Raw genomic sequence first — 19,514 nt, 5'->3', positions numbered from 1 at the left:
TTAGTTTGATCATAGTTAAGGCAGAAAAACCAAGCGTCAGGTAATATCTTCCAATAAAATTTAAATCGCTATAAATACCAAGGAAGCCATACAAGATGCTCATGGAAAGAGGCACATTAGTGCGTTGGAACGAGGACAAAGGCTTTGGCTTTATCAAGCCTGATGCCGTAAATGCTCACGACGTATTTATTCATATATCGGTACTAAAGCATATGGCTCGTAAACCCGTTGTGGGCGACCAAATCCAGTTTCATAGCGAGCGCCAAGCCGATGGCAAACTTAAGGCCAGCAAAGCCAATATTGAAGGCGTGGCAGTTGTTGCGAATAGAGCTAGCAACCTGCATCCTCGCAAGCGCCAACACCAAGCAAAGTCTTCCTCTTTCAGCAGCATACTTATCTCTCTTCTTATCCTGTTAGGCCTAGGCACACTAGGTTTCAAAAAGTATGAAGAGATGACTGCAACGCCAATACTGACCAATAAAGATGTTGAGCAAATGAAGCTTAATCCAGTATTGAACTTCCGCTGTGAAGCAGGAAAAACCCATTGCAGTCATATGAGTTCATGCAATGAAGCCAAGTTTTACATCAAATACTGCCCCGGCACTCAAATGGATGGCGATGGTGATGGTGTGCCTTGTGAAAGGCAACATTGCAGCTGGTGATATTAGCCTAGTCTTCGATGCAAACATTACTAATAATCAATTAATTACACGCCAGAGTATGGCAAATTCGCCTTCTTAAGAGATGCCTACATACACTGTAATTCTCGAAACAGAGAGCCAAAGCAAGAATACGAAAGTTAACAAAAGCAAAGAAACCTACAGTTTAAATTGCAATGCGTGTGGTTGTGGCCAGCGAGTGATTTAAGAAAATAGGAAGCATTCAGGCTGTAAGATAATCGAGCCCAACAAGCTAAAGGTTAAAACATGAGTGATTATTTTTTTGTAAAAGAGAACCAGCCTGCGCCCATATATGCAGTCGCTGAAGAATTTGAAGAGGCGGCATTTAGTACTCGGTTTACCTTTCCAAGTGCCCCAATACCGGTTGTCGCAACACATAAGCCAAAACAAGCGTATCAGATCCCAGACGTTATATTAGAGCCCGAACTGGCTATATCTAAGCGCCTGTTTGATTTGATGCAACTAGAGCAATTGTATGGTGCGAACTGGATACCGATAAAGCTGATTGATCTGGGTGAACACGATTTCATGATGTTGCAATTAGCACATGAAGTCGACGTCATTTGTCATCAGCAAAGCACATTTAAAAGATTCAAACGGGGCTATATATCAGGTATGAAAACACTTGTTATAGACTCCGATAAGCTAGCGCAGATCCCACTATACAAAAGGCTGGTGTTCCGCGATACATCTTGGGGGTTCCACACCTTTTACCATAAAGATATCGTCAATCAGATCATGCGTCATGATCCAACGGGCATTGAATTCGTGCCAATTGAAACGTTTAACGAGTCGTGGGCAGGCTGATATGTATATTCCATTTAACCAAGACAATATCAGCAAAAAGCAAAGCCACCCATTATTAATCAATAACATATTAACCTCTCTTAATAAGTGCTGCTTGCAAGAGTAATCAGCATTCAATTTTTTCATATCCAAAGAGTACGAATAGCGCAGAAGCTTTAAAAGCCATGATTTGAGCAGAAAATGATAGGATTTAGACGAAAGAAGCCAACATAGACGATAAGGCTATGAGTAATATTCGGTGGTGAGCTTTAACCGTGTTATCTATCCAAGATACTGACAACTGTTAGCAAAGTGCCTTCGACGCTTCTCCAAGTGTTCACAATAATAGGTTAACTCCTGCAATGACCCAACGGGACCATGAAACAACTTGCCAAAATCTGTAGCCAACTTGAGCCAATTTTCACTAGGAATATTAAGCCTTTCCAATATCCTTGCAGCACTTTGGGAAATAGCACCGTGCTTATCATCACGAATGATTCGCCCTGTCTCGTCGACAAGTGTGAGGTAGTCTTTCAGCGAGAAATTAATGCCTTTTGATTGGAGCTTTGTCTCATTACCTATAAACGGCAATAACTTAGCAGGTTGTTTACCCCTTAAGGCTGCGGTAACTCGAAGTTGCAAGCTAGTGAAATCAGACTTTTCTGGGGTCTTTGCAATCTTGGCACGAATAGGATTGAGCTCAACATAAGCCATACAAGCTAACACTGCAGCTTCATCAAGTAATGCTTGGCTTTTGAAGCGCCCCTCCCAGAAATGCCCTGTGCAGTTATCTTCATAGTTAGCCTGCCTAGCGATGGGCTCGTTGAGGCAACGCATAAACCAACTGATATCACTAAGGCGTGAGCGGTATGTGGCTATGAGGTGCTTGAGTGTAGCAACCATGTACTCTTCTACCACATCCCCCTTAGCAAACTTCTGTGTTAAATCAGTACCATTAAACAATTTATGCCATTGTTCAACGACTTCCCTATCTGACCAGCGGTTCACCATTTCTAAGTCGATATAAAGCACCACATGCAGATGATTGCTCATCACTGCATACGCAGCCACATCTATCGCAAACACCTCTGTTAATTTCAGTATTTGCGCTTCAACCCAACCTCGACGGTGGTCATAATTCTTACCTGTATATTTATCATCGCCGCATAAAAATGCACGTCGAACTACTCGACTACAGCAATGATAATACAGCGTATCTTCCAAGCTTATTAGCGTACTTCTTGCGCGGGGCATAGCAACCTCCAACTTCAGCAATAACTAAATCAACAGTTAAAGCTTAGTAAGAGGCTGCAAAACATGCCATTAAGGATGGGTGTCTATGATTGGCTCTAGCATCTACACTGAGTTAGACAAGCGGTAGAATGAGGCTTCTGAGTTAATAACGTTAAGGCTAGTTTTAAACATTAATACTTGTGCTATAGCCTGTACCAATTACCTGCTGAGTCCCCTCGCTAAGAGGATCTTGACCAATAAATTGTCGATAAGTATCAATATTAAATTGACCAATTTGATTAACTTCAGCGACAGGAAGCAAAACAACGAAATCTTCTAGCTTGGCTCCGTTATTATCATTTGGATCACCTTGGTCATTTAAATTATTTGAGTAATGTTCAAAATAGTTTGTTGTAAACTGTGGGTTAAGTGTTTTCTCATCTCTATAACCACTTAAAATTGGTAACAGCTTAATATATTGAACTTCACCAGCCTCTAATGCAGTATTCTTAACAATGCCGACATATGTCTTACGGCTATTAAGCGTTATAAGTACCGTTTTATAAGAGTTTCCTAACTCGGAAAGATACTTCTCTAAACTAGTACCTATTCGCTCTAAGACAATTTGATCAGATCTTTCTGCATTTCGGAATAAATTACATATATTTGCCCATATCACTGCATATGGAACAGCCAAAAAAGAGATTAAGAAATACTTAATATTCCGATACTCTCCAGGTTTAAGCTTCCATGTAGGTCCAATCAATCTCTCAATTGTTGTCCAATTGGTATGCTTTAGAAAAGCACTAGGTAAATTGAAATAATCGAGTATAAAAGCAGTCAGAACGGCAAATAAACAAAATAGAAAGCCACGATATCCACATCTAAAGTAATATCGATGTCCATCTTCTCTTGAAGTTAAATGTTGCTGGTGTTTAGAGGTTTTTATGTACACATAGCCAGAAAGAAAACAAACAACTAAGATTATTGCCCCCATAACGTTGCAACAGCTACAGGAACTTGATCTTGTGTATAGTCTTCACGCTTTTTAGTCTTCTGGGCATTCTTTTTACTTAGCTCAAGACCTTCAAACTTCTTAAAAACATCCATAACTGCTTTGCGGGTATTTTCATCTTTCAAATTCAGCTCGAACTCACCGCGACGATTCATCTGCATGGTTTTTACAATATCCTTATCCATAACAATTGCCTCTTAAAGAGCCCAACTAATCTAGTTATACACCGTTATAGATTATAAAAAAACCTCTCTATAGTGTAATTTATCAAGAGGAGGGTATAAATTTATGCAGCTTTTTATATTAACATCTTCATTTAGGCAAGATGAATTTAACACAAATGGGGACTGCATAACCTTTTCTTTTTTCCTCATTAGGAAATTAAGTCGGCAGAGTTAACTTAATCTAGACTCCGCTAAACCGTAACCGAAATGATGGTGTTACTAACCACACTGCTCGCCAGAAAACAAAAAGCCCCGATACCGTTAGGTATCGGGGCTTTTTCTATTCTTCTACGAGAAGTGGTTTAAGCTTTTAGGCTAAGACCAGCAGCGTATTTTGACTAATTTTTCCCATTAAAAAACCCGACACTGTTGCCAGTCTCGGGTTTTCTTTTTAGGTTTTGCTCTTAGCTTTTAAACCAAGAACTCAGGCCTATGGGGATTGAGCATTTTACGTCTAACGCAGGAAAAATCGTTCTAGAGCAAGGCTTCTTGCCATGACGTTTAGTTTTTCATAAACGAGTGGCAAGGTAACGCCGCTATAAACGATTTAGACCAGTAAAAATTACATCATGCCGCCCATACCGCCCATACCACCCATACCGCCCATGCCACCCATATCAGGTGCATCTTCTTTAACTTCAGCTACCATACACTCTGTAGTGATCATTAGACCTGCTACTGATGCTGCGAACTGTAGTGCGCTACGAGTAACTTTAGTTGGGTCTAGGATACCCATCTCTAGCATGTCGCCGTATGTGTCGTTACCCGCGTTGTAACCGTAGTTACCGGTGCCGTTCTTAACGTTGTTAGCAACAACTGAACCTTCTTCACCCGCGTTAGTCGCGATTTGACGTAGTGGCGCTTCCATTGCACGTAGTGCAATTACAACACCGTGCTTTTGGTCTTCGTTGATAACTTCAACTTCGCCGATTTTGCTTGCTACGCGTACTAGTGCAACACCACCACCAGCAACCACACCTTCTTCAACTGCTGCGCGAGTTGCGTGTAGTGCGTCTTCTACGCGTAGTTTTTTCTCTTTCATTTCGATTTCAGTCGCTGCGCCAACCTTGATTACGGCTACGCCGCCTGCAAGTTTAGCCATACGCTCTTGAAGCTTCTCTTTGTCGTAGTCTGAAGTTGATTCTTCAGCTTGGATCTTGATCTGGGCAACGCGTGCTTTGATCTGAGTTTCTTCACCAGTACCGTCGATGATAGTCGTGTCATCTTTAGTGATAACAACGCGCTTAGCAGTACCTAGATCTTCTAGAGTCGCTTTTTCTAGCTCTAGACCAATCTCTTCAGCAATAACAGTACCGCCAGTTAGGATAGCGATATCTTGTAGCATTGCCTTACGACGATCACCGAAGCCTGGCGCCTTAACAGCAGCAACTTTAACGATACCGCGCATGTTGTTCACAACTAGTGTTGCTAGTGCTTCACCTTCAACGTCTTCTGCAACGATAAGCAGTGGCTTACCTGTTTTAGCTAGACCTTCAAGGATTGGTAGCAATTCACGGATGTTAGATACTTTCTTGTCGACTAGAAGGATGAATGGGCTTTCTAGCTCAACGCTGCCTGTTTCTGGCTTGTTGATGAAGTATGGAGATAGGTAACCGCGGTCGAACTGCATACCTTCAACTACGTCTAGTTCGTTCTCTAGTGCTTGACCTTCTTCAACAGTGATAACGCCTTCTTTACCCACGCGCTCCATCGCAGTTGCGATGATTTCACCAATTGACTCGTCAGAGTTAGCAGAGATTGTACCTACCTGAGCGATAGCTTTAGTGTCAGCACATTCTTGAGAAAGGTTTTTAAGTTCGCTAACAGCAGCAACAACGGCTTTGTCGATACCGCGCTTAAGATCCATTGGGTTCATGCCAGCTGCAACGGCTTTTAGGCCTTCAGCTACGATTGCCTGCGCAAGTACTGTAGCAGTAGTGGTACCGTCACCGGCTGCATCGTTGGCTTTAGAAGCAACTTCTTTCACCATTTGTGCGCCCATGTTTTCGAACTTGTCTTCTAGTTCGATCTCTTTCGCTACAGACACACCATCTTTAGTGATAAGCGGAGCACCGAAGCTCTTGTCTAGTACTACGTTACGACCTTTTGGGCCTAGGGTTACTTTAACTGCGTTAGCTAGTACGTTTACGCCTGCTAGCATTTTAACGCGAGCGTCATTACCGAATAATACTTCTTTAGCTGCCATCTTTAATATCCTTTCAATTCTTTTTAGCCGTGGTTACACAGTTGCGCCAACAACGGCATTAATGATTTGTATGTTGCAAGAGTATGGGATTAACCCACTACAGCCATTAGATCTGATTCAGATAGGATCAGAACTTCTTCACCATCAATCTTCTCTTTCTTCACGCCGTAACCTTCGTTGAAGATAACGATATCGCCAACTTTAACGTCTAAAGGCATTAGGTTACCGTTTTCAAGAATGCGTCCATTGCCTACAGCAAGAACTTCACCACGGCTAGATTGTTCAGCAGCACTACCTGTTAGTACGATGCCACCAGCTGACTTTGATTCAACTTCTGAACGCTTAACAATGACACGATCATGTAATGGACGAATGTTCATCGATGGATGCTCCTATTATTTTTTGTTTGCCTGATCCAGTGTGTCAGGCGAGTAAAGTTAGTAACGACTCTGCTTGAATTCACTTTAGTGAAAGCAAAACTGTCGCTTGATGTTCGATACATGGGGGTGAATGTCCTCGGTTCCAAGTCCCATTTACAAAATAAATCCATTTTTTTTAACTGTGTTTTATAAAAATCGTACCATTCCTGATAGAATTCGCCCTCCGAGCAAAGACTAGGCAAGACTTCCCTATGCGAGACAGACACGGGCTGCTAACTCAGCCAATTGGTCGTGTACTGCTAAATATGAGCCTTCCAAACCTGATTGGTATCCTAACCATTCTCGGGTTCAGCCTCGTTGACACTTTTTTTATCAGCCAGTTAGGTACCGAATCCCTCGCTGCTATTAGCTTTACCTTCCCTGTGACTCTGATTATTTCCAGCATCGCCATTGGCATTGGCGCTGGGGTGTCGACCAATCTAGGTCGCTTAATTGGTGGCGGCCACGCAGATAAGGCCAAGATATTCTTGCATGACGCCTTGATGCTGACGTTTCTGTTAATTGCCTTTATCGCCCTGCTCGGCAGCCTGTGTATCGATCCGCTCTTTAGCCTGCTTGGGGCTAATGATTCTAGCCTACCGCTTATTCACGACTATATGTTTATCTGGTATCTGGGGGCGCCATTGTTGGTGCTCTTGATGGTGGGTAACCAAGGTCTACGCGCCACTGGCGATACTAAGTCGCCGGCTAAGATCATGATGCTAGCCGCCTTGATTAATCTTATTCTCGATCCGCTGCTGATCTTCGGTATCGGGCCTTTTCCTCGATTAGAGATCGAGGGCGCGGCCATTGCGACGGTGATCTCTTGGGTGGTGGCACTGTCGCTATCGACCCATCTGCTGATCTTTAAGCGTCACCTTGTGGATTTTGCTGAGCCTAATTTAAAACGCCTGAAATGCAACTGGAAGCAGCTGGCGCATATTGCTCAACCCGCAGCGATGATGAACTTATTAAACCCACTGGCGAATGCGATTATTATGGCTATGCTGGCGCGTATCGATCATAGCGCGGTAGCGGCTTTTGGCGCGGGAACGCGGCTTGAATCTGTGATGCTAATTGCGGTGATGGCATTGTCATCGAGCCTAGTGCCGTTTGTTGCGCAAAACCTCGGTGCAGGGCAAACCTTGCGCGCCCGCAACGCCCTCTTGCTATCGCTTAAGTTTGTGCTGGTATTCCAGACCTTGATCTATCTGCCGCTGCTGTTTTTAGCCCAACCGCTAGCCCAGCTGTTTAGTAGCGACCCACAAGTGGTCGAGTGGCTTAGCTTTTATATCTTAGTGATGCCAGCGGCCTATGGCCCGTTAGGCATTGTGATTTTAGTGGCGACCTCGCTCAATGCTTACCATAGGCCAATGAGCTCGCTGATCCTCAACGTCTGTCGCCTGTTCTTAATCATGTTACCGCTGGCAGCTTTAGGTTCATACTTAGGTGGCGTTAAAGGTTTGCTGTTGGCATTGCCTATCACAAACGCCATTATGGGTATCGCCTGTTATGTATTGGCGACACGGATCTCTGAGCCTGAGAAGACCGATATTCGTGTTAGCCAGAGTTAATGACTCAAGCCAAGTAAAAAACTCATTCATTACACTCAATGCATCACGCTAGAACTATAGAGTTAATTCACCACGCTAAGGAGCAGCACCATGCAAGCCATAGATCAAATCTTTAATGATGAAGACTTTAGCGATCAAGATTTGCAAGATGCCCGCTTCGAGCGCTGTAGCTTCTACCACTGCCGCTTTAACCATGCCGATCTTACCGACGCTCAGTTTATCCAGTGTAAATTTATCGCGCCCGGCGAAGATGAAGGCTGCGACTTTAGCTACACCACCTTAACCAGCGCCAGCTTTAAGCACTGCAACTTGAGCATGGCACTATTTAAAGGTGCCCGCTGCTATGGCCTTGAAATGCGCGAATGTAACCTGCAAGGCAGCGACTTTAGCCGTGCCAGCTTTGCTAACTATATTACCGCTAAAAGCTATTTCTGCTCGGCTTACATCACTCACTGTAATTTGGCCTATGCCGATCTCAGCGAGCTGTTATTAGAAGAGTGCGAACTATTCGATAACCGCTGGCGCGGCGCCAACTTAACGGGCGTTTCGATGAAAGGCAGCGACTTGAGTGGTGGCGAGTTCTCCCCTGAGCAGTGGGGCAGCTTCGAATTAACAGGCGCTAATCTGACTCGAATTGAACTCGATGGCCTAGATCCACGCGTGGTGGAGCTCGATGGAGTGATGATAAACCAGTGGCAGCAGGAGCAACTGCTGGCGCCACTAGGGCTTATTGTGACACCGGACTAGGCTCTTGGAGAAAGCATTTATCATTTAAAAATTGTCCAACATCAAACTTTAGCTTATCTGCGCCCACTGAAACCAACCACACCGCTGACTCCAGCACAGTAATTAGCATGCGCGACTATACTTAAGAAAACGATAAGCTTAAGCTCGCCACCGCGATGCCGTACCAAAGGAGGTCCCCATGACCGCCCTCAAAATAATCTTGCTGACCGCGATAATATTTTTGGTTTTTTTCCTCGGCCTAAAGCCTAACATCAGCTTTAAACATCAAGTGCAGCCTATATTTCAAGCTTCCTGCATCGAATGCCACTCAGGTACGGGGGAAGGCTCTGAGCGCTCAGGTTTGGTGCTCGATAGTTATGCTTCTGTGATGCGAGGCACTAAAAATGGCCCAGTGATTGTTGCCGGTAGCCCCGCGTCCAGCACCCTGTATCTGGCTATCGACCATCAACTAGACTCCTCTATCCAGATGCCACCTCATCATGATGATCATTTAAGCCAAGGCACAAGTAAGCCGTTAACTAGCGAGCAGATAAAAGTGATTAAAGAGTGGATCGAAGAAGGCGCTCAAGACAATTAGACAGAAAAGCCAATGTCACCGATAAGTGGCATTGGCTTACTTTTAATTGCACAGACTAACGTAAAGACTCAAATCATCGACTTGATCGCCCCGCGGATCTTCACTTCCCTATCGCAGCGGCCAGTGCCGTTGCTCATGCACGCCTCCATCGCCGTCATCATATAGTCGATAAAGCGTTGGCTGGCTAAGCTGATAAAGCGCCTCGATGGGTATACTAAGAAACACTTGCCCTCGTAGGGTTCGACATCTTCAAACAGCATCTCTAACTCTCCACTCGCGATATGCTCTTTTGCGAATGGCAATGGCATCATAGAGATCCCTCGGCCCATCAGCGTCGCCTCTAAGCAGGTCGCAAGGCTATTGACACATAAGTTACCTTTTACCGACAGGGTGCGATCTTTACCGAAGGGCACCTCATTAAAAATGCGACCATTAGGGTAACGAAATAGAATGGAATTGTGCTGCGGCAACTCTTCTGGGCTCGTGGGACGACCCGCTTTGCTTAGGTAGTCAGGGCTGGCAAAAAAGTGCACCGTTTCGCTAATGATATGGCGTGCGACCATCTCATTCTCGTTGAAGGCATCTTCGAGCATAAAGGCTAAGTCGATGTTATTGCGGATCATATCCTGCGGCTCTGTACTAACGATAATCTCTACCGTTAACTCAGGGTGCAGATCCATAAACTCGAAAATAGCATGGGTGATATGGATAAGCTCTGGCACCGGAAAAATTAAGATACGTAGGTGTCCCGTCACCTCTGACTCTTCACCACTTAGCTCAGATAGAGTCTGCTCTAGCGTGGCTAACATGACTGTAGTTTTATCATAAAAATGACTACCCGAAGCGGTTAAGGTCATCGCCCGACTCTGACGATGAAACAGCTTAACGTTAAGCTCTTCTTCTAGTCCGTGCAGGCGGCGACTCAGGGTCGATTTTGGCAGGTTTAATATGTCTGCGGCCTCCACTAAACTGCCGGTTTCAACAATTCGATGGAACAGGGTGATATCTTCGGTTTTCATCTAATACATCTCTAGCATTTAACTCGCTGACTACGGGCGGTTATCACTTTGCTCACACTCACTAGTCTAAAGCAAGCTTTAATAGTCTCATTATATGGAACCCATGGTTCCATATAATTCCATTTTACTCAACTCTAATGCCTGATATCTTTGCTTTCCCAAAATATTAGCCACACGTTATATGGATATTTGCACTATGAATAAGCTGACGATTTCTGTTTCACTCCTCTTGTTGACGGTAATCGTTAGCGGTTGTAGCGCGGAATCTACCGAGGTTACGCCGACAAGTATTCGTCCGGTTAAATTACTAGAAGTCACAGACGTTAATGCAGGCACCTTGCGTACTTTCCCTGCTAAGGTGGCCGCCACTAAACAAGCTGAACTCGCTTTTAGACTCTCGGGACACTTGGTCGAGTTTAATCTTGTCGAAGGTCAGCATGTTAAAAAAGGCGCTGTATTAGCTCGCTTAGATAGACGCGACGCACAAAATACCCTACTTAACCGTGAAGCCGACCATGAACTGGCTAAGGCTGATTTTAAGCGTAAGGGGGAACTGCTGCGCCGTGAGCTTATCTCTCAGTCCGAATATGACTTAGCCTCGGCGCAGTTAAAATCGTCGAAAGCTAACCTTGCCAGCGCCCAAGATCAGCTTAGCTATACCGAGTTAACCGCCCCTTACGACGGCACAGTGGCTAAGATCTCGATTGATAACTACCAAATGGTTCAAGCTAATCAGCCAGTGCTGATGCTACAAAAAGACAGTGATATCGATGTAGTGATCCAGGTCCCTGAGTCACTCGCCAGCAAGGTCACTCAATTTAACCCCAATGCCATCACTCAGCCTGTGGTGCGATTCGCTAACGACCCCAGCAGCAGTTACGGCGCGTTATTGAAAGAGCACGCGACTCAAGTGACGCCGGGAACCCAGAGCTATGAAGTGGTATTTACCCTGCCCCGTCCAAGTAACATGACAATACTGCCCGGTATGAGCGCCGAACTCACCATGGATATCAGCCACAATACATCACGCACCTTAACTGCCGTATTGCCAACTAGTGCCATCAGCAAACGCGATGAAGACGGCCTTAGCGTAGTTTGGGCTTTCGATGCCAAGCTTGGCAAAGTTAACCAACAGGTAGTGACGCTTGGCAAAGTGACAACCGACGGCGTAGAGATTGTCGATGGCATCAAAATTGGCGACCAAGTGGTGGTTGCCGGAGTGCAATATCTTTCTGAAGGTCTCGAAGTAAAGCCCCTGCGTTGGCAGCGAGGCGTGTAATCGCTAGCCATTCGCTAACGCCATGGCAGTACGCCTTGAGGCTAGCCTATGCCAGCACGCAATCAGAGTACTTCATTAAGGTGCCCTGTTGTCGCCACTTTTTATTGGTCAAAACTCAGATGTTGTGACCATGCTTTACAAGAGATTTAATCGATGAATTTTGCTGAATATTCCATAACCCACAAAGTCATTAGCTGGATGTTTGCCCTACTCTTGCTAATTGGTGGCAGTATCTCGTTCTTAAACTTAGGCCAATTAGAGTTCCCCGAATTTACCATTAAACAAGCCTTAGTCGTCACTGCCTATCCCGGAGCCTCGCCAGAGCAGGTGGAGGAGGAAGTGACTCTCCCCCTCGAAGATGCCTTGCAGCAACTCGATGGCATTAAACACATCACCTCGGTCAACAGCGCCGGTCTGTCGCAAATTGAAATTGAGATCAAAGAGAATTTTGATGCCAGCGAGCTGCCACAAGTCTGGGATGAGGTACGCCGTAAGGTCAACGACAAAGCCGTTGAACTGCCACCAGGGGTTCACGCTCCTTCGGTGATCGATGATTTTGGCGATGTCTACGGCATCTTGCTTAACGTCAGCGGCGAAGGCTACAGCGATAGAGAGCTACAAAACTACGCCGATTTATTACGCCGTGAGCTAGTGCTGGTCGATGGGATCAAGAAGGTCACCATAGCAGGTAGAGTCAATGAGCAGGTAGTGGTCGAGATCTCCCAGCAAAAGCTGAATGCGCTTGGCTTAGATCAGAATTATATCTATGGTCTTATCAACAGCCAGAATGTGGTCTCAAATGCCGGTAGCATGTTGGTGGGCGATAGTCGCATCCGTATTCACCCAACCGGTGAGTTTGATAACGTACGCCAGATGGAGCGTCTGATCATCAGCCCACCAGGCAGTGCTAAGCTTATCTATCTTGGTGATATCGCTAAGATCTACAAAGACACCGAAGAGACCCCATCGAACATCTATCACGCCAGTGGTAATAAGGCCTTGTCTATCGGCATCGCCTTCTCTAGCGGCGTTAACGTGGTTAAGGTCGGCGAAGCAGTCAATGAACGCATGAGTGAGCTTAACGGCGAATTGCCTATCGGTATGGCACTGGATACCGTTTACGATCAAAGCAAGATGGTGGACCAGACGGTCAATGGCTTTCTGGTTAATCTGGCCGAGTCGATTGCGATCGTTATTGGCGTATTACTCATCTTTATGGGCGTTCGTTCTGGCCTATTGATGGGCCTAGTGCTGCTATTAACAATTTTGGGGACCTTCATCATGATGAATGTGCTCAATATCGAACTGCAGATCATCTCTCTAGGGGCACTGATCATCGCCCTAGGTATGTTGGTCGACAATGCTATCGTGGTGACCGAGGGCATACTGATCGGCATAAAGCGGGGTCAAACTCGTTTAGAAACTGCCAAGCAGGTGATTGCGCAAAACCAGTGGCCACTGCTTGGTGCCACCATTATTGCCATCATCGCCTTCGCGCCTATTGGTCTGTCGGATAACGCCACCGGCGAGTTTTGTGCATCCCTATTTCAAGTCTTATTGATCTCGCTGTTTATCAGCTGGATCACTGCCATGACCTTAACGCCTTTCTTCTGCAACTTGATGTTTAAGGATGGCGTTAAGGCGGAGGCAGAAAATGACAATCCTTACAAAGGCTGGCTATTTCAGTTATATCGTCACAATTTAAACTTCGCCATGCGCTTTAGAGGCCTAACCTTAACTTTAGTTATCGCCGCACTAGTCGTTTCGGTTATCGGTTTTGGTCATGTGAAGAACGTGTTCTTCCCGGCATCGAACACACCGATGTTCTTTATCGATGTATGGATGCCTGAAGGCTCAGATATCAAGGCAACTGAGAGGTTATTGAGTCGTATCGAGGCCGATCTACTCGAGCAGAAAAAGACCACTGACACAGGCCTAGTCAACCTCACCACTGTGATTGGCCAAGGTGCTCAGCGCTTCGTGCTGTCTTATGTGCCAGAAAAAGGCTACAAGGCTTATGGCCAGATCTTGCTGGAGATGACAGATCTGCAAACGCTAAATAAATATATGCGTGTGCTTGAGCGCGAACTGAGTCTTAAATATCCCGAGGCGGAATACCGCTTCAAGTATATGGAAAATGGCCCCAGCCCTGCCGCTAAGATTGAGGCCCGCTTCTTTGGTGAAGATCCACGGGTGTTGCGTCAGCTAGCAGCGCAGGCTGAAACCATATTAAAAGCTGAGCCGACAGCCGTAGGAGTGAGACACAACTGGCGTAATCAGGTGACCTTAGTGCGTCCGCAGCTGGCACAGGCACAAGCGCGAGAAACCGGGATCAGTAAGCAAGATCTCGACAACGCTCTGCTAACCAATTTTAGTGGTCAGCAGATCGGCACCTATCGTGAAAACAGCCATCTGCTGCCGATCATTGCCCGTGCCCCAGCCGAAGAGCGACTCGATGCTCAAAGCATCTGGAAGCTACAGGTGTGGAGCAGCGAGAACAATACCTTTGTACCAGTAACACAGCTAGTATCAGACTTTGCCACCGAGTGGGAAGATCCCTTGATCATGCGCCGAGATCGCAAGCGAGTGATCTCAGTGCTTGCCGATCCGGTTAACGGCACTGATGAAACCGCGGACTCGGTATTTAGAAAGATCAAAGCCGATATCGAGGCAATCCCACTTCCTGCGGGTTACGAGCTTGAATGGGGCGGTGAATATGAAACCTCAATGGAGGCGCAGGAGTCGGTATTTAGCTCGATCCCGCTAGGTTATTTGGCCATGTTCCTTATCACTGTGTTGCTGTTTAACTCGGTCAGGCAGCCGCTAGTGATCTGGTTTACCGTACCGCTGTCGCTTATCGGTGTGGTCTCTGGTCTATTGCTGTTCGATGCGCCCTTTAGCTTTATGGCGCTGTTAGGCTTACTTAGCTTAACCGGCATGATCATCAAGAACGGCATAGTATTAGTGGATCAGATCAATCTAGAACTTGCTCAGGGCAAAGAGGCTTACCAAGCGGTTGTCGACTCTGCAGTGAGTCGTGTGAGGCCTGTTTTGATGGCAGCCATTACGACTATGCTCGGTATGCTACCACTCTTGTCTGATGCCTTCTTCGGCTCCATGGCGATCACCATCATCTTCGGCCTTGGCTTTGCCTCTGTACTCACATTAATCGTTTTGCCGGTGACCTACACCTTAGCCTTCAGAATTCCTTATCCAGGTAAGCAGGTCTGAATAAGGAGGTCGACACTTAAGTAAAAAGTAACATCAACCCCAAATTGCTTCCCGGCGCCCCTGATTAAGTGAGCTATCACTTAGTCAGGGTTTTTCTCTTTCTTCTCTAACCAAAGCGATTAAACAAAAATTTATGAGTATTTCTACTACGTGGCTGTTACTGTTAATCCATAACTTGCCATACAAGGTAGATAGATGCTCTTCTCTTATCGTAATAATATAGCTTCTAGCCTTATCCTATTAAGCTCGGTACTCACTCTGCCAGCCATGGCCACAGAGCCGACACCATCCGATGAATACCGCATCGGCGTGATGGTAAAATCCCTCGATAATGCAATTAAGCACCCATCTAATGCATCCTTGGCCACAATTAGCGAGTACGGTACAGACAGCCGATATTATGTAATGATCCGCGGCTGGTTAGTGCAGGAACTGCAGGGGGCAGAGAGTCAGCTAGGCGCCTATCGCTCAGATAATCTAGATAAGATCCAAGCTGAGCAAAAAGCTAAGCTGCTGCAGAAAGTCGACTTTCTTAAACTCGCGATCCGCCGTATCGATCTCGAATGATCTTTCTATTAGCTTATTCATCAAGGTACCGATAAAGACACCATGAAAACTTCTGTAAAAGCAGCACTGCTATCAGCCTTTGTCTGCCCCGGCAGTGGCCATTTTTATCTAAAAAAACGCGCCATGGGTAACATCTTATTAGTGAGTACCCTTGCCGCTCTGTCTTTTCTGCTGTGGCATGCTTATGAGCGCGCACAGCAGATCTCGCAGCAGATACTCAATGGAGAGATCCCGCTGCAACTCGATGCTATCTATAGCGCTGTGACTCAGGCACCAGTGGGTAGCGAGGCGCTGCAGATCAATATTGCCACCATCGGCTTTATTCTGGCTTGGGGGATTGGCGTCATTGACGCTTATCGGCTAGGTAAAAAACTAGATGATGCAGAGGTTAGCCACCACTAGCATTAAATTACAGGCATTAAATTACAGCCATTAAATTACAGCCATAAAAAAGGGCTACTCGTCAGTAGCCCTCTTCACTCACATCTAACCGTTACATACTTGCATCGAGCAGTGCTTCTGTTTTAGAGAAATCGTGCTGGCTAGAGGGATGTGCGTGTTTCACTGGCTCAACATGTGGATTCTTAGCAAAGCTATAACCACTAGTTGCGGCTAACGTCTTTGAAAAATCGTGTCGAGTTGAGGTGCGTTCAACTTTGTTATACTGCAGGGATGCTGCGGATACATTTTTAGAAAAATCATAATCAGCACGTGCAGCTGATGTCTTCGAAAAGTCTGGTCGTTCTGCCATTGCTGAGGTAGAGATACAGCCAATCGCTAGTGTTAAGGCTACGCTGGTTAACTTCTTCATATACAACTCCAATCTTATTTGCCTACATTCACTTAACAAACAGCCTACATGATCTATTTGTTTTAGAGAATAAAAAAGACACAAATTTTGCATTTTGATACAATTTGAACCTGAAAATATCGGTTTAAAATGACTCTTTATGCAATTGGAGGGGGCGTAACAATGTGAAGTTTAACGGTTTTAACCGACCAGCTTGGCCCGTCGACTCCACCTCGGCTAATGTTCTGTTTTAGCGACAAAACACACATTGAACCCAAGCCTGGAGCGCAAGTACTGTGATTCATACAGTGGCCCGAAGCCAACATCTGGCAACTTGCTTCACAAATCGAGTTGTTAACTTGGTCGCCAATTTCTGCAATTAAGCTAAATAGGCTCGAGGCCTTATTGGTGGCACTCACATCATTTTGCGCAAGCTCGTTCTTAACAAAGTTTGCCTCAATATCGGACAGAACAATGGATTGTGGCAGGTGATCTTCAAGCTGATGTAACTGATCGGGCAACGCCATTGCTGGGGTCAGAAGAAACTGTCCCAGCAAGGAGAAGAGTAATACCCAATGAGTTAAATGTCTGGCCATTAATGAAGAAGTAAAATGAAATCTATCCAGTAGACCTAGGGGTAGGAAGATAGTTCCACTAACAGAGCAAGTTATTGAATTTTTAGTGCAAAAAGGCGCGATAAATCGCGCCTTTAAACTTATCCATTTAAATTAGCAATTAGCTTAAATCGGCGAGCCCGGCGGCAGTGCCAACGGCTTAGTAATCAGCTTGTACTTAGCATCCTTAAGCCCCTTTTCAATGCCTTGCTGTAACCATGAATAGTGCGCGGCTTCATAGGCACTCACTCGCTTAACCTTACGCTTTAGCTGCTTTACCGTATACGCTAAGCGCTCGGCTAATTGTGCCTTCACTTCAGGTCTTGTCTTAGGATTATGCAAAGCCGCTAATAAGCTATCTATGGTCACGGTATTGACTCGCATCCACACACCGAGCTCAGGTCCGGTAGGGATGTCGCTAAACACAGTACTCGCGAGCACCTTATCGGTCAGCTTAGAAACAGATAGCTGCTCCTTATCACTTAAATAGGCCTGATTGACGCGGTTAATTCGCTCCGGAGCATAGATCTGCGACAGGGTTAACCGGCTCAACACTTCCGCCATGCCTAAGGGATCGGTTATCACACCTAGGCCAGAGTCAAAGCTCTCGCGAGTTTTATAATAGTTACCCGCCTTAGGCACTAACACTTGCTCGAGTTTCTCGTCCACGGCAAGTTCATCTGGCGATAGGGTCGCTAATAAGGCCTCAAGTGCCTGCAACTGAATCGCTGGGGCAACATAGTGCCAAGTTTTGCTGTCGACTCCATCACCATAGTCATAGGTGGTGCCACCAATCATCTTGGCCGCCGCAGCAATTTGAAAGCGCGTCAGCAAGTAGATAGGCACAAACACATCTTGTAGCTCACCTTGTGGCTGCTCTGCTAGTAGTGCATCGGCAGAGAAATCTGCAATCGCCTTAGCGCGAACTTCGCCGAGTCTAACCAGTTCGGCCACGGGATCGCTGCCGTTATCCCAAAGGCTGGCATAGGCATTACTCGCCCCAGCCGAGCGCGAATCTGCCTCGCCGATATATCTGAGCCCTTGCTTAGCCACATCGTCTCTGAGATTAGCAAGCCCTTGCGCTTCTTCTTCAACAGTGCCGTATTCGCCATAACCGTAGGCTACGGTGTATTTATCCCAAGCGCCAATGCCTTCATCATAAGGCTTACTGATATCAATTTCATCGCCATTGATAGTCACCATAGGATGTGGATAATCCATTACCGAGGCGTTGCTATTACTCGATGACGAGAAGTTATGATCCAGTCCTAAAGTGTGTCCCACCTCATGGGCTGATAACTGACGAATACGCGCCAGCGCGAGATCCATGGAGGCATCATCGGCTGCGACTCTATCCTCCCAACCTGCGGTGAGGCCACGGGCGATCAGATGATCTTGACGCACGCGTTGGCTGCCAAGAGTGACATGCCCCTTAATAATTTCACCTGTGCGTGGATCTGTTACTGCAGAGCCGTAAGACCAACCTCGAGTCGCACGGTGCACCCACTGGATCATGTTGTAGCGTACATCCTGTGGATCGGCATCTTCTGGCAATAGCTCGACTTTAAATCCGTTAATAAAACCGGCATGGGTGAAAGCATCTTCCCACCAGCTTGCCCCTTCTAACAGCGCGGTTCTAATTGGCTCTGGAACGCCAGGGTCGAGGTAATAGGTAATAGGTTTAACCACTTGGCTTGGCGCCGAGCCTGGAGTCAGCTTCTCGAGTCGGTGACGCAGTAAAAAGCGCTGACGAATGTCTTCATCGACACGGGTGGCGTAATCGAGGTATTCATCCGACAAGTAACCGCTTAGAGGATGATAAGCGCGAGCTTGATAGCCCTCTTCTGGCAGTGCAATAAATGAGTAACGCAGACGCACAGAGAGATGTTTCGCATCAGGGGTTACCTGAGCAACATACTCACCCGCTTTGGCACCATCGAAGGTTAGCAGCACATCGATGTCGCTATTGCGCTCGAAGGATTTCACCCCTTCAGGCAAGATCAGCGACTTAGATTGATCTAACTGATAGCTGCCCTGCTTAGTTTGCTCTAAAACATCGCTAATACCGTGCAGATCCTTAACCACCAGATCATTAATCGCCACCAGATTACGCTTACCGGTAATCAGCTTGCCACGCCATAAAACCGACTCGGCAAAGGCTTCTTTTACCGCTCGCTGCTCGGCGGTATTATCGGTATCGGCGCGGTAGTAAGTATTAAGCTGCTTTAGAATCAGGTAGGGACCATGACGCTCAAACTGCACCATGCGAGTGCGGCCTAACTGACCTCGGTCTAGCCCGATATCATTAGAGCCGACACCATGAGGCAAGCTGGTTAGCATTAGGAAAGGTTGATCTAGCTTATTGGCTTCGAGGTAAAGTTCTCCCGAGGCTTTGTCATAAAACAGATTGATGAAACCTGTCGCTGCCTGACTTTGTTTAATGAGTGTTGCTGTATTTGTGGTGGCAGCCACAGCACTGGTCATAGGCACAACGGCGAGTGCGATTGCCAGCGCGAGCTTATAAGGTCTCATTCGATCTCCTTGATCTTTGTT

At 46.2% G+C, this 19,514-nt stretch carries 18 protein-coding genes; 9 read left to right on the top strand and 9 right to left on the bottom strand.

Features of this window, described 5'->3' with window-relative positions:
• Window positions 1–101: 101 nt before the first annotated feature.
• Both Q1A86_RS09025 and Q1A86_RS09020 read left to right on the top strand, forming a co-directional pair.
• A complete protein-coding gene (locus Q1A86_RS09025) occupies window positions 102–662 on the top strand; it encodes an excalibur calcium-binding domain-containing protein (RefSeq protein ID WP_299805945.1) in 561 nt (186 codons plus the stop codon).
• A 264-nt stretch (window positions 663–926) separates the two neighbouring features.
• Window positions 927–1,487: a hypothetical protein gene (locus Q1A86_RS09020; protein ID WP_299805617.1), complete on the top strand. Its 561-nt coding sequence runs from the start codon at window positions 927–929 to the stop codon at window positions 1,485–1,487.
• Window positions 1,488–1,748: 261 nt separating this feature from the next.
• Here Q1A86_RS09020 and Q1A86_RS09015 read toward each other — a convergent pair whose 3' ends face one another.
• The 5 genes from Q1A86_RS09015 to Q1A86_RS08995 all read right to left on the bottom strand — a co-directional run bounded on the left by Q1A86_RS09015 (window position 1,749) and on the right by Q1A86_RS08995 (window position 6,524).
• Entirely contained in the window at window positions 1,749–2,720 is a 972-nt protein-coding gene (locus Q1A86_RS09015; RefSeq protein ID WP_299805615.1) for a transposase, read from the bottom strand.
• A 163-nt stretch (window positions 2,721–2,883) separates the two neighbouring features.
• Window positions 2,884–3,696 (bottom strand): hypothetical protein, encoded by an 813-nt coding sequence (locus tag Q1A86_RS09010; RefSeq protein ID WP_299805613.1) that lies wholly within the window; start codon window positions 3,694–3,696, stop codon window positions 2,884–2,886.
• The gene (locus tag Q1A86_RS09005) at window positions 3,684–3,899 is read right to left on the bottom strand and encodes a hypothetical protein (RefSeq protein WP_299805608.1); all 216 of its coding nucleotides are present in this window, start codon (window positions 3,897–3,899) and stop codon (window positions 3,684–3,686) included. The genes Q1A86_RS09010 and Q1A86_RS09005 overlap by 13 nt, the downstream gene beginning before the upstream one ends.
• 601 nt (window positions 3,900–4,500) lie before the next feature.
• Window positions 4,501–6,144, bottom strand: a complete 1,644-nt coding sequence (gene groL, locus Q1A86_RS09000; RefSeq protein WP_299805605.1) for a chaperonin GroEL — start codon at window positions 6,142–6,144, stop codon at window positions 4,501–4,503.
• 89 nt (window positions 6,145–6,233) lie between these two features.
• Window positions 6,234–6,524 carry a co-chaperone GroES gene (locus Q1A86_RS08995; RefSeq protein WP_012156885.1) on the bottom strand — a complete coding sequence of 97 codons (291 nt, stop codon included), beginning with the start codon at window positions 6,522–6,524 and terminating at the stop codon, window positions 6,234–6,236.
• A 251-nt stretch (window positions 6,525–6,775) separates the two neighbouring features.
• On the opposite strand from Q1A86_RS08995, the gene Q1A86_RS08990 reads away from it, so the two are divergent.
• From Q1A86_RS08990 to Q1A86_RS08980, 3 genes are all read left to right on the top strand, one after another.
• Window positions 6,776–8,137, top strand: a complete 1,362-nt coding sequence (locus Q1A86_RS08990) for an MATE family efflux transporter (RefSeq protein ID WP_299805603.1) — start codon at window positions 6,776–6,778, stop codon at window positions 8,135–8,137.
• Between the two features lie 90 nt (window positions 8,138–8,227).
• Complete coding sequence (locus tag Q1A86_RS08985; protein ID WP_299805600.1) at window positions 8,228–8,884, top strand: Qnr family pentapeptide repeat protein; 657 nt, start codon at window positions 8,228–8,230, stop codon at window positions 8,882–8,884.
• 178 nt (window positions 8,885–9,062) lie between these two features.
• Window positions 9,063–9,461: a c-type cytochrome domain-containing protein gene (locus Q1A86_RS08980; protein WP_299805598.1), complete on the top strand. Its 399-nt coding sequence runs from the start codon at window positions 9,063–9,065 to the stop codon at window positions 9,459–9,461.
• Window positions 9,462–9,529: 68 nt separating this feature from the next.
• Here the strand turns inward: Q1A86_RS08980 and Q1A86_RS08975 are convergent, their stop codons facing one another.
• Window positions 9,530–10,480 carry a LysR family transcriptional regulator gene (locus Q1A86_RS08975; RefSeq protein ID WP_299805596.1) on the bottom strand — a complete coding sequence of 317 codons (951 nt, stop codon included), beginning with the start codon at window positions 10,478–10,480 and terminating at the stop codon, window positions 9,530–9,532.
• A 196-nt stretch (window positions 10,481–10,676) separates the two neighbouring features.
• Between Q1A86_RS08975 and Q1A86_RS08970 the strand changes: the two genes are divergently transcribed.
• The 4 genes from Q1A86_RS08970 (at window position 10,677) to Q1A86_RS08955 (ending at window position 15,959) form a co-directional block, all read left to right on the top strand.
• On the top strand, window positions 10,677–11,759 hold the full coding sequence (locus Q1A86_RS08970) for an efflux RND transporter periplasmic adaptor subunit (RefSeq protein ID WP_299805594.1): 1,083 nt from the start codon (window positions 10,677–10,679) through the stop codon (window positions 11,757–11,759).
• A 153-nt stretch (window positions 11,760–11,912) separates the two neighbouring features.
• Window positions 11,913–14,990 (top strand): efflux RND transporter permease subunit, encoded by a 3,078-nt coding sequence (locus Q1A86_RS08965; RefSeq protein ID WP_299805592.1) that lies wholly within the window; start codon window positions 11,913–11,915, stop codon window positions 14,988–14,990.
• 195 nt (window positions 14,991–15,185) lie between these two features.
• Window positions 15,186–15,557, top strand: coding sequence for a hypothetical protein (locus Q1A86_RS08960; protein ID WP_299805590.1), 372 nt, complete (start codon window positions 15,186–15,188; stop codon window positions 15,555–15,557).
• 42 nt (window positions 15,558–15,599) lie between these two features.
• On the top strand, window positions 15,600–15,959 hold the full coding sequence (locus Q1A86_RS08955) for a DUF6677 family protein (RefSeq protein ID WP_299805585.1): 360 nt from the start codon (window positions 15,600–15,602) through the stop codon (window positions 15,957–15,959).
• 91 nt (window positions 15,960–16,050) lie between these two features.
• Here the strand turns inward: Q1A86_RS08955 and Q1A86_RS08950 are convergent, their stop codons facing one another.
• The 3 genes from Q1A86_RS08950 to Q1A86_RS08940 all read right to left on the bottom strand — a co-directional run bounded on the left by Q1A86_RS08950 (window position 16,051) and on the right by Q1A86_RS08940 (window position 19,493).
• Complete coding sequence (locus Q1A86_RS08950) at window positions 16,051–16,368, bottom strand: hypothetical protein (protein ID WP_299805584.1); 318 nt, start codon at window positions 16,366–16,368, stop codon at window positions 16,051–16,053.
• A gap of 137 nt (window positions 16,369–16,505) precedes the next feature.
• Window positions 16,506–16,943, bottom strand: coding sequence for a hypothetical protein (locus tag Q1A86_RS08945; protein ID WP_299805582.1), 438 nt, complete (start codon window positions 16,941–16,943; stop codon window positions 16,506–16,508).
• Between the two features lie 144 nt (window positions 16,944–17,087).
• The gene (locus Q1A86_RS08940; RefSeq protein WP_299805581.1) at window positions 17,088–19,493 is read right to left on the bottom strand and encodes a zinc-dependent metalloprotease; all 2,406 of its coding nucleotides are present in this window, start codon (window positions 19,491–19,493) and stop codon (window positions 17,088–17,090) included.
• Between the last annotated feature and the right edge of the window lie 21 nt (window positions 19,494–19,514).

The sequence above is a fragment of the uncultured Shewanella sp. genome (assembly GCF_947497935.1).
GTDB lineage: Bacteria > Pseudomonadota > Gammaproteobacteria > Enterobacterales > Shewanellaceae > Shewanella.
The sequence above is the reverse complement of the archived record's forward strand: the minus strand, read 5'-3'. Positions and strand labels throughout refer to the sequence as shown.

Excerpts from the sequence above, each read along its gene's own strand:
- Q1A86_RS08965 (WP_299805592.1), top strand. The coding sequence starts at position 11,913 with ATGAATTTTGCTGAATATTCCATAACCCACAAAGTCATTAGCTGGATG.
- Q1A86_RS08990 (WP_299805603.1), top strand. The coding sequence starts at position 6,776 with ATGCGAGACAGACACGGGCTGCTAACTCAGCCAATTGGTCGTGTACTG.
- Q1A86_RS09020 (WP_299805617.1), top strand. The coding sequence starts at position 927 with ATGAGTGATTATTTTTTTGTAAAAGAGAACCAGCCTGCGCCCATATAT.
- Q1A86_RS08970 (WP_299805594.1), top strand. The coding sequence starts at position 10,677 with ATGAATAAGCTGACGATTTCTGTTTCACTCCTCTTGTTGACGGTAATC.
- Q1A86_RS09010 (WP_299805613.1), bottom strand. The coding sequence starts at position 3,696 with ATGGGGGCAATAATCTTAGTTGTTTGTTTTCTTTCTGGCTATGTGTAC.
- Q1A86_RS08995 (WP_012156885.1), bottom strand. The coding sequence starts at position 6,524 with ATGAACATTCGTCCATTACATGATCGTGTCATTGTTAAGCGTTCAGAA.
- Q1A86_RS08980 (WP_299805598.1), top strand. The coding sequence starts at position 9,063 with ATGACCGCCCTCAAAATAATCTTGCTGACCGCGATAATATTTTTGGTT.
- Q1A86_RS08975 (WP_299805596.1), bottom strand. The coding sequence starts at position 10,480 with ATGAAAACCGAAGATATCACCCTGTTCCATCGAATTGTTGAAACCGGC.
- Q1A86_RS09005 (WP_299805608.1), bottom strand. The coding sequence starts at position 3,899 with ATGGATAAGGATATTGTAAAAACCATGCAGATGAATCGTCGCGGTGAG.
- groL (WP_299805605.1), bottom strand. The coding sequence starts at position 6,144 with ATGGCAGCTAAAGAAGTATTATTCGGTAATGACGCTCGCGTTAAAATG.
- Q1A86_RS08960 (WP_299805590.1), top strand. The coding sequence starts at position 15,186 with ATGCTCTTCTCTTATCGTAATAATATAGCTTCTAGCCTTATCCTATTA.
- Q1A86_RS08940 (WP_299805581.1), bottom strand. The coding sequence starts at position 19,493 with ATGAGACCTTATAAGCTCGCGCTGGCAATCGCACTCGCCGTTGTGCCT.
- Q1A86_RS09025 (WP_299805945.1), top strand. The coding sequence starts at position 102 with ATGGAAAGAGGCACATTAGTGCGTTGGAACGAGGACAAAGGCTTTGGC.
- Q1A86_RS09015 (WP_299805615.1), bottom strand. The coding sequence starts at position 2,720 with ATGCCCCGCGCAAGAAGTACGCTAATAAGCTTGGAAGATACGCTGTAT.
- Q1A86_RS08945 (WP_299805582.1), bottom strand. The coding sequence starts at position 16,943 with ATGGCCAGACATTTAACTCATTGGGTATTACTCTTCTCCTTGCTGGGA.
- Q1A86_RS08955 (WP_299805585.1), top strand. The coding sequence starts at position 15,600 with ATGAAAACTTCTGTAAAAGCAGCACTGCTATCAGCCTTTGTCTGCCCC.
- Q1A86_RS08950 (WP_299805584.1), bottom strand. The coding sequence starts at position 16,368 with ATGAAGAAGTTAACCAGCGTAGCCTTAACACTAGCGATTGGCTGTATC.
- Q1A86_RS08985 (WP_299805600.1), top strand. The coding sequence starts at position 8,228 with ATGCAAGCCATAGATCAAATCTTTAATGATGAAGACTTTAGCGATCAA.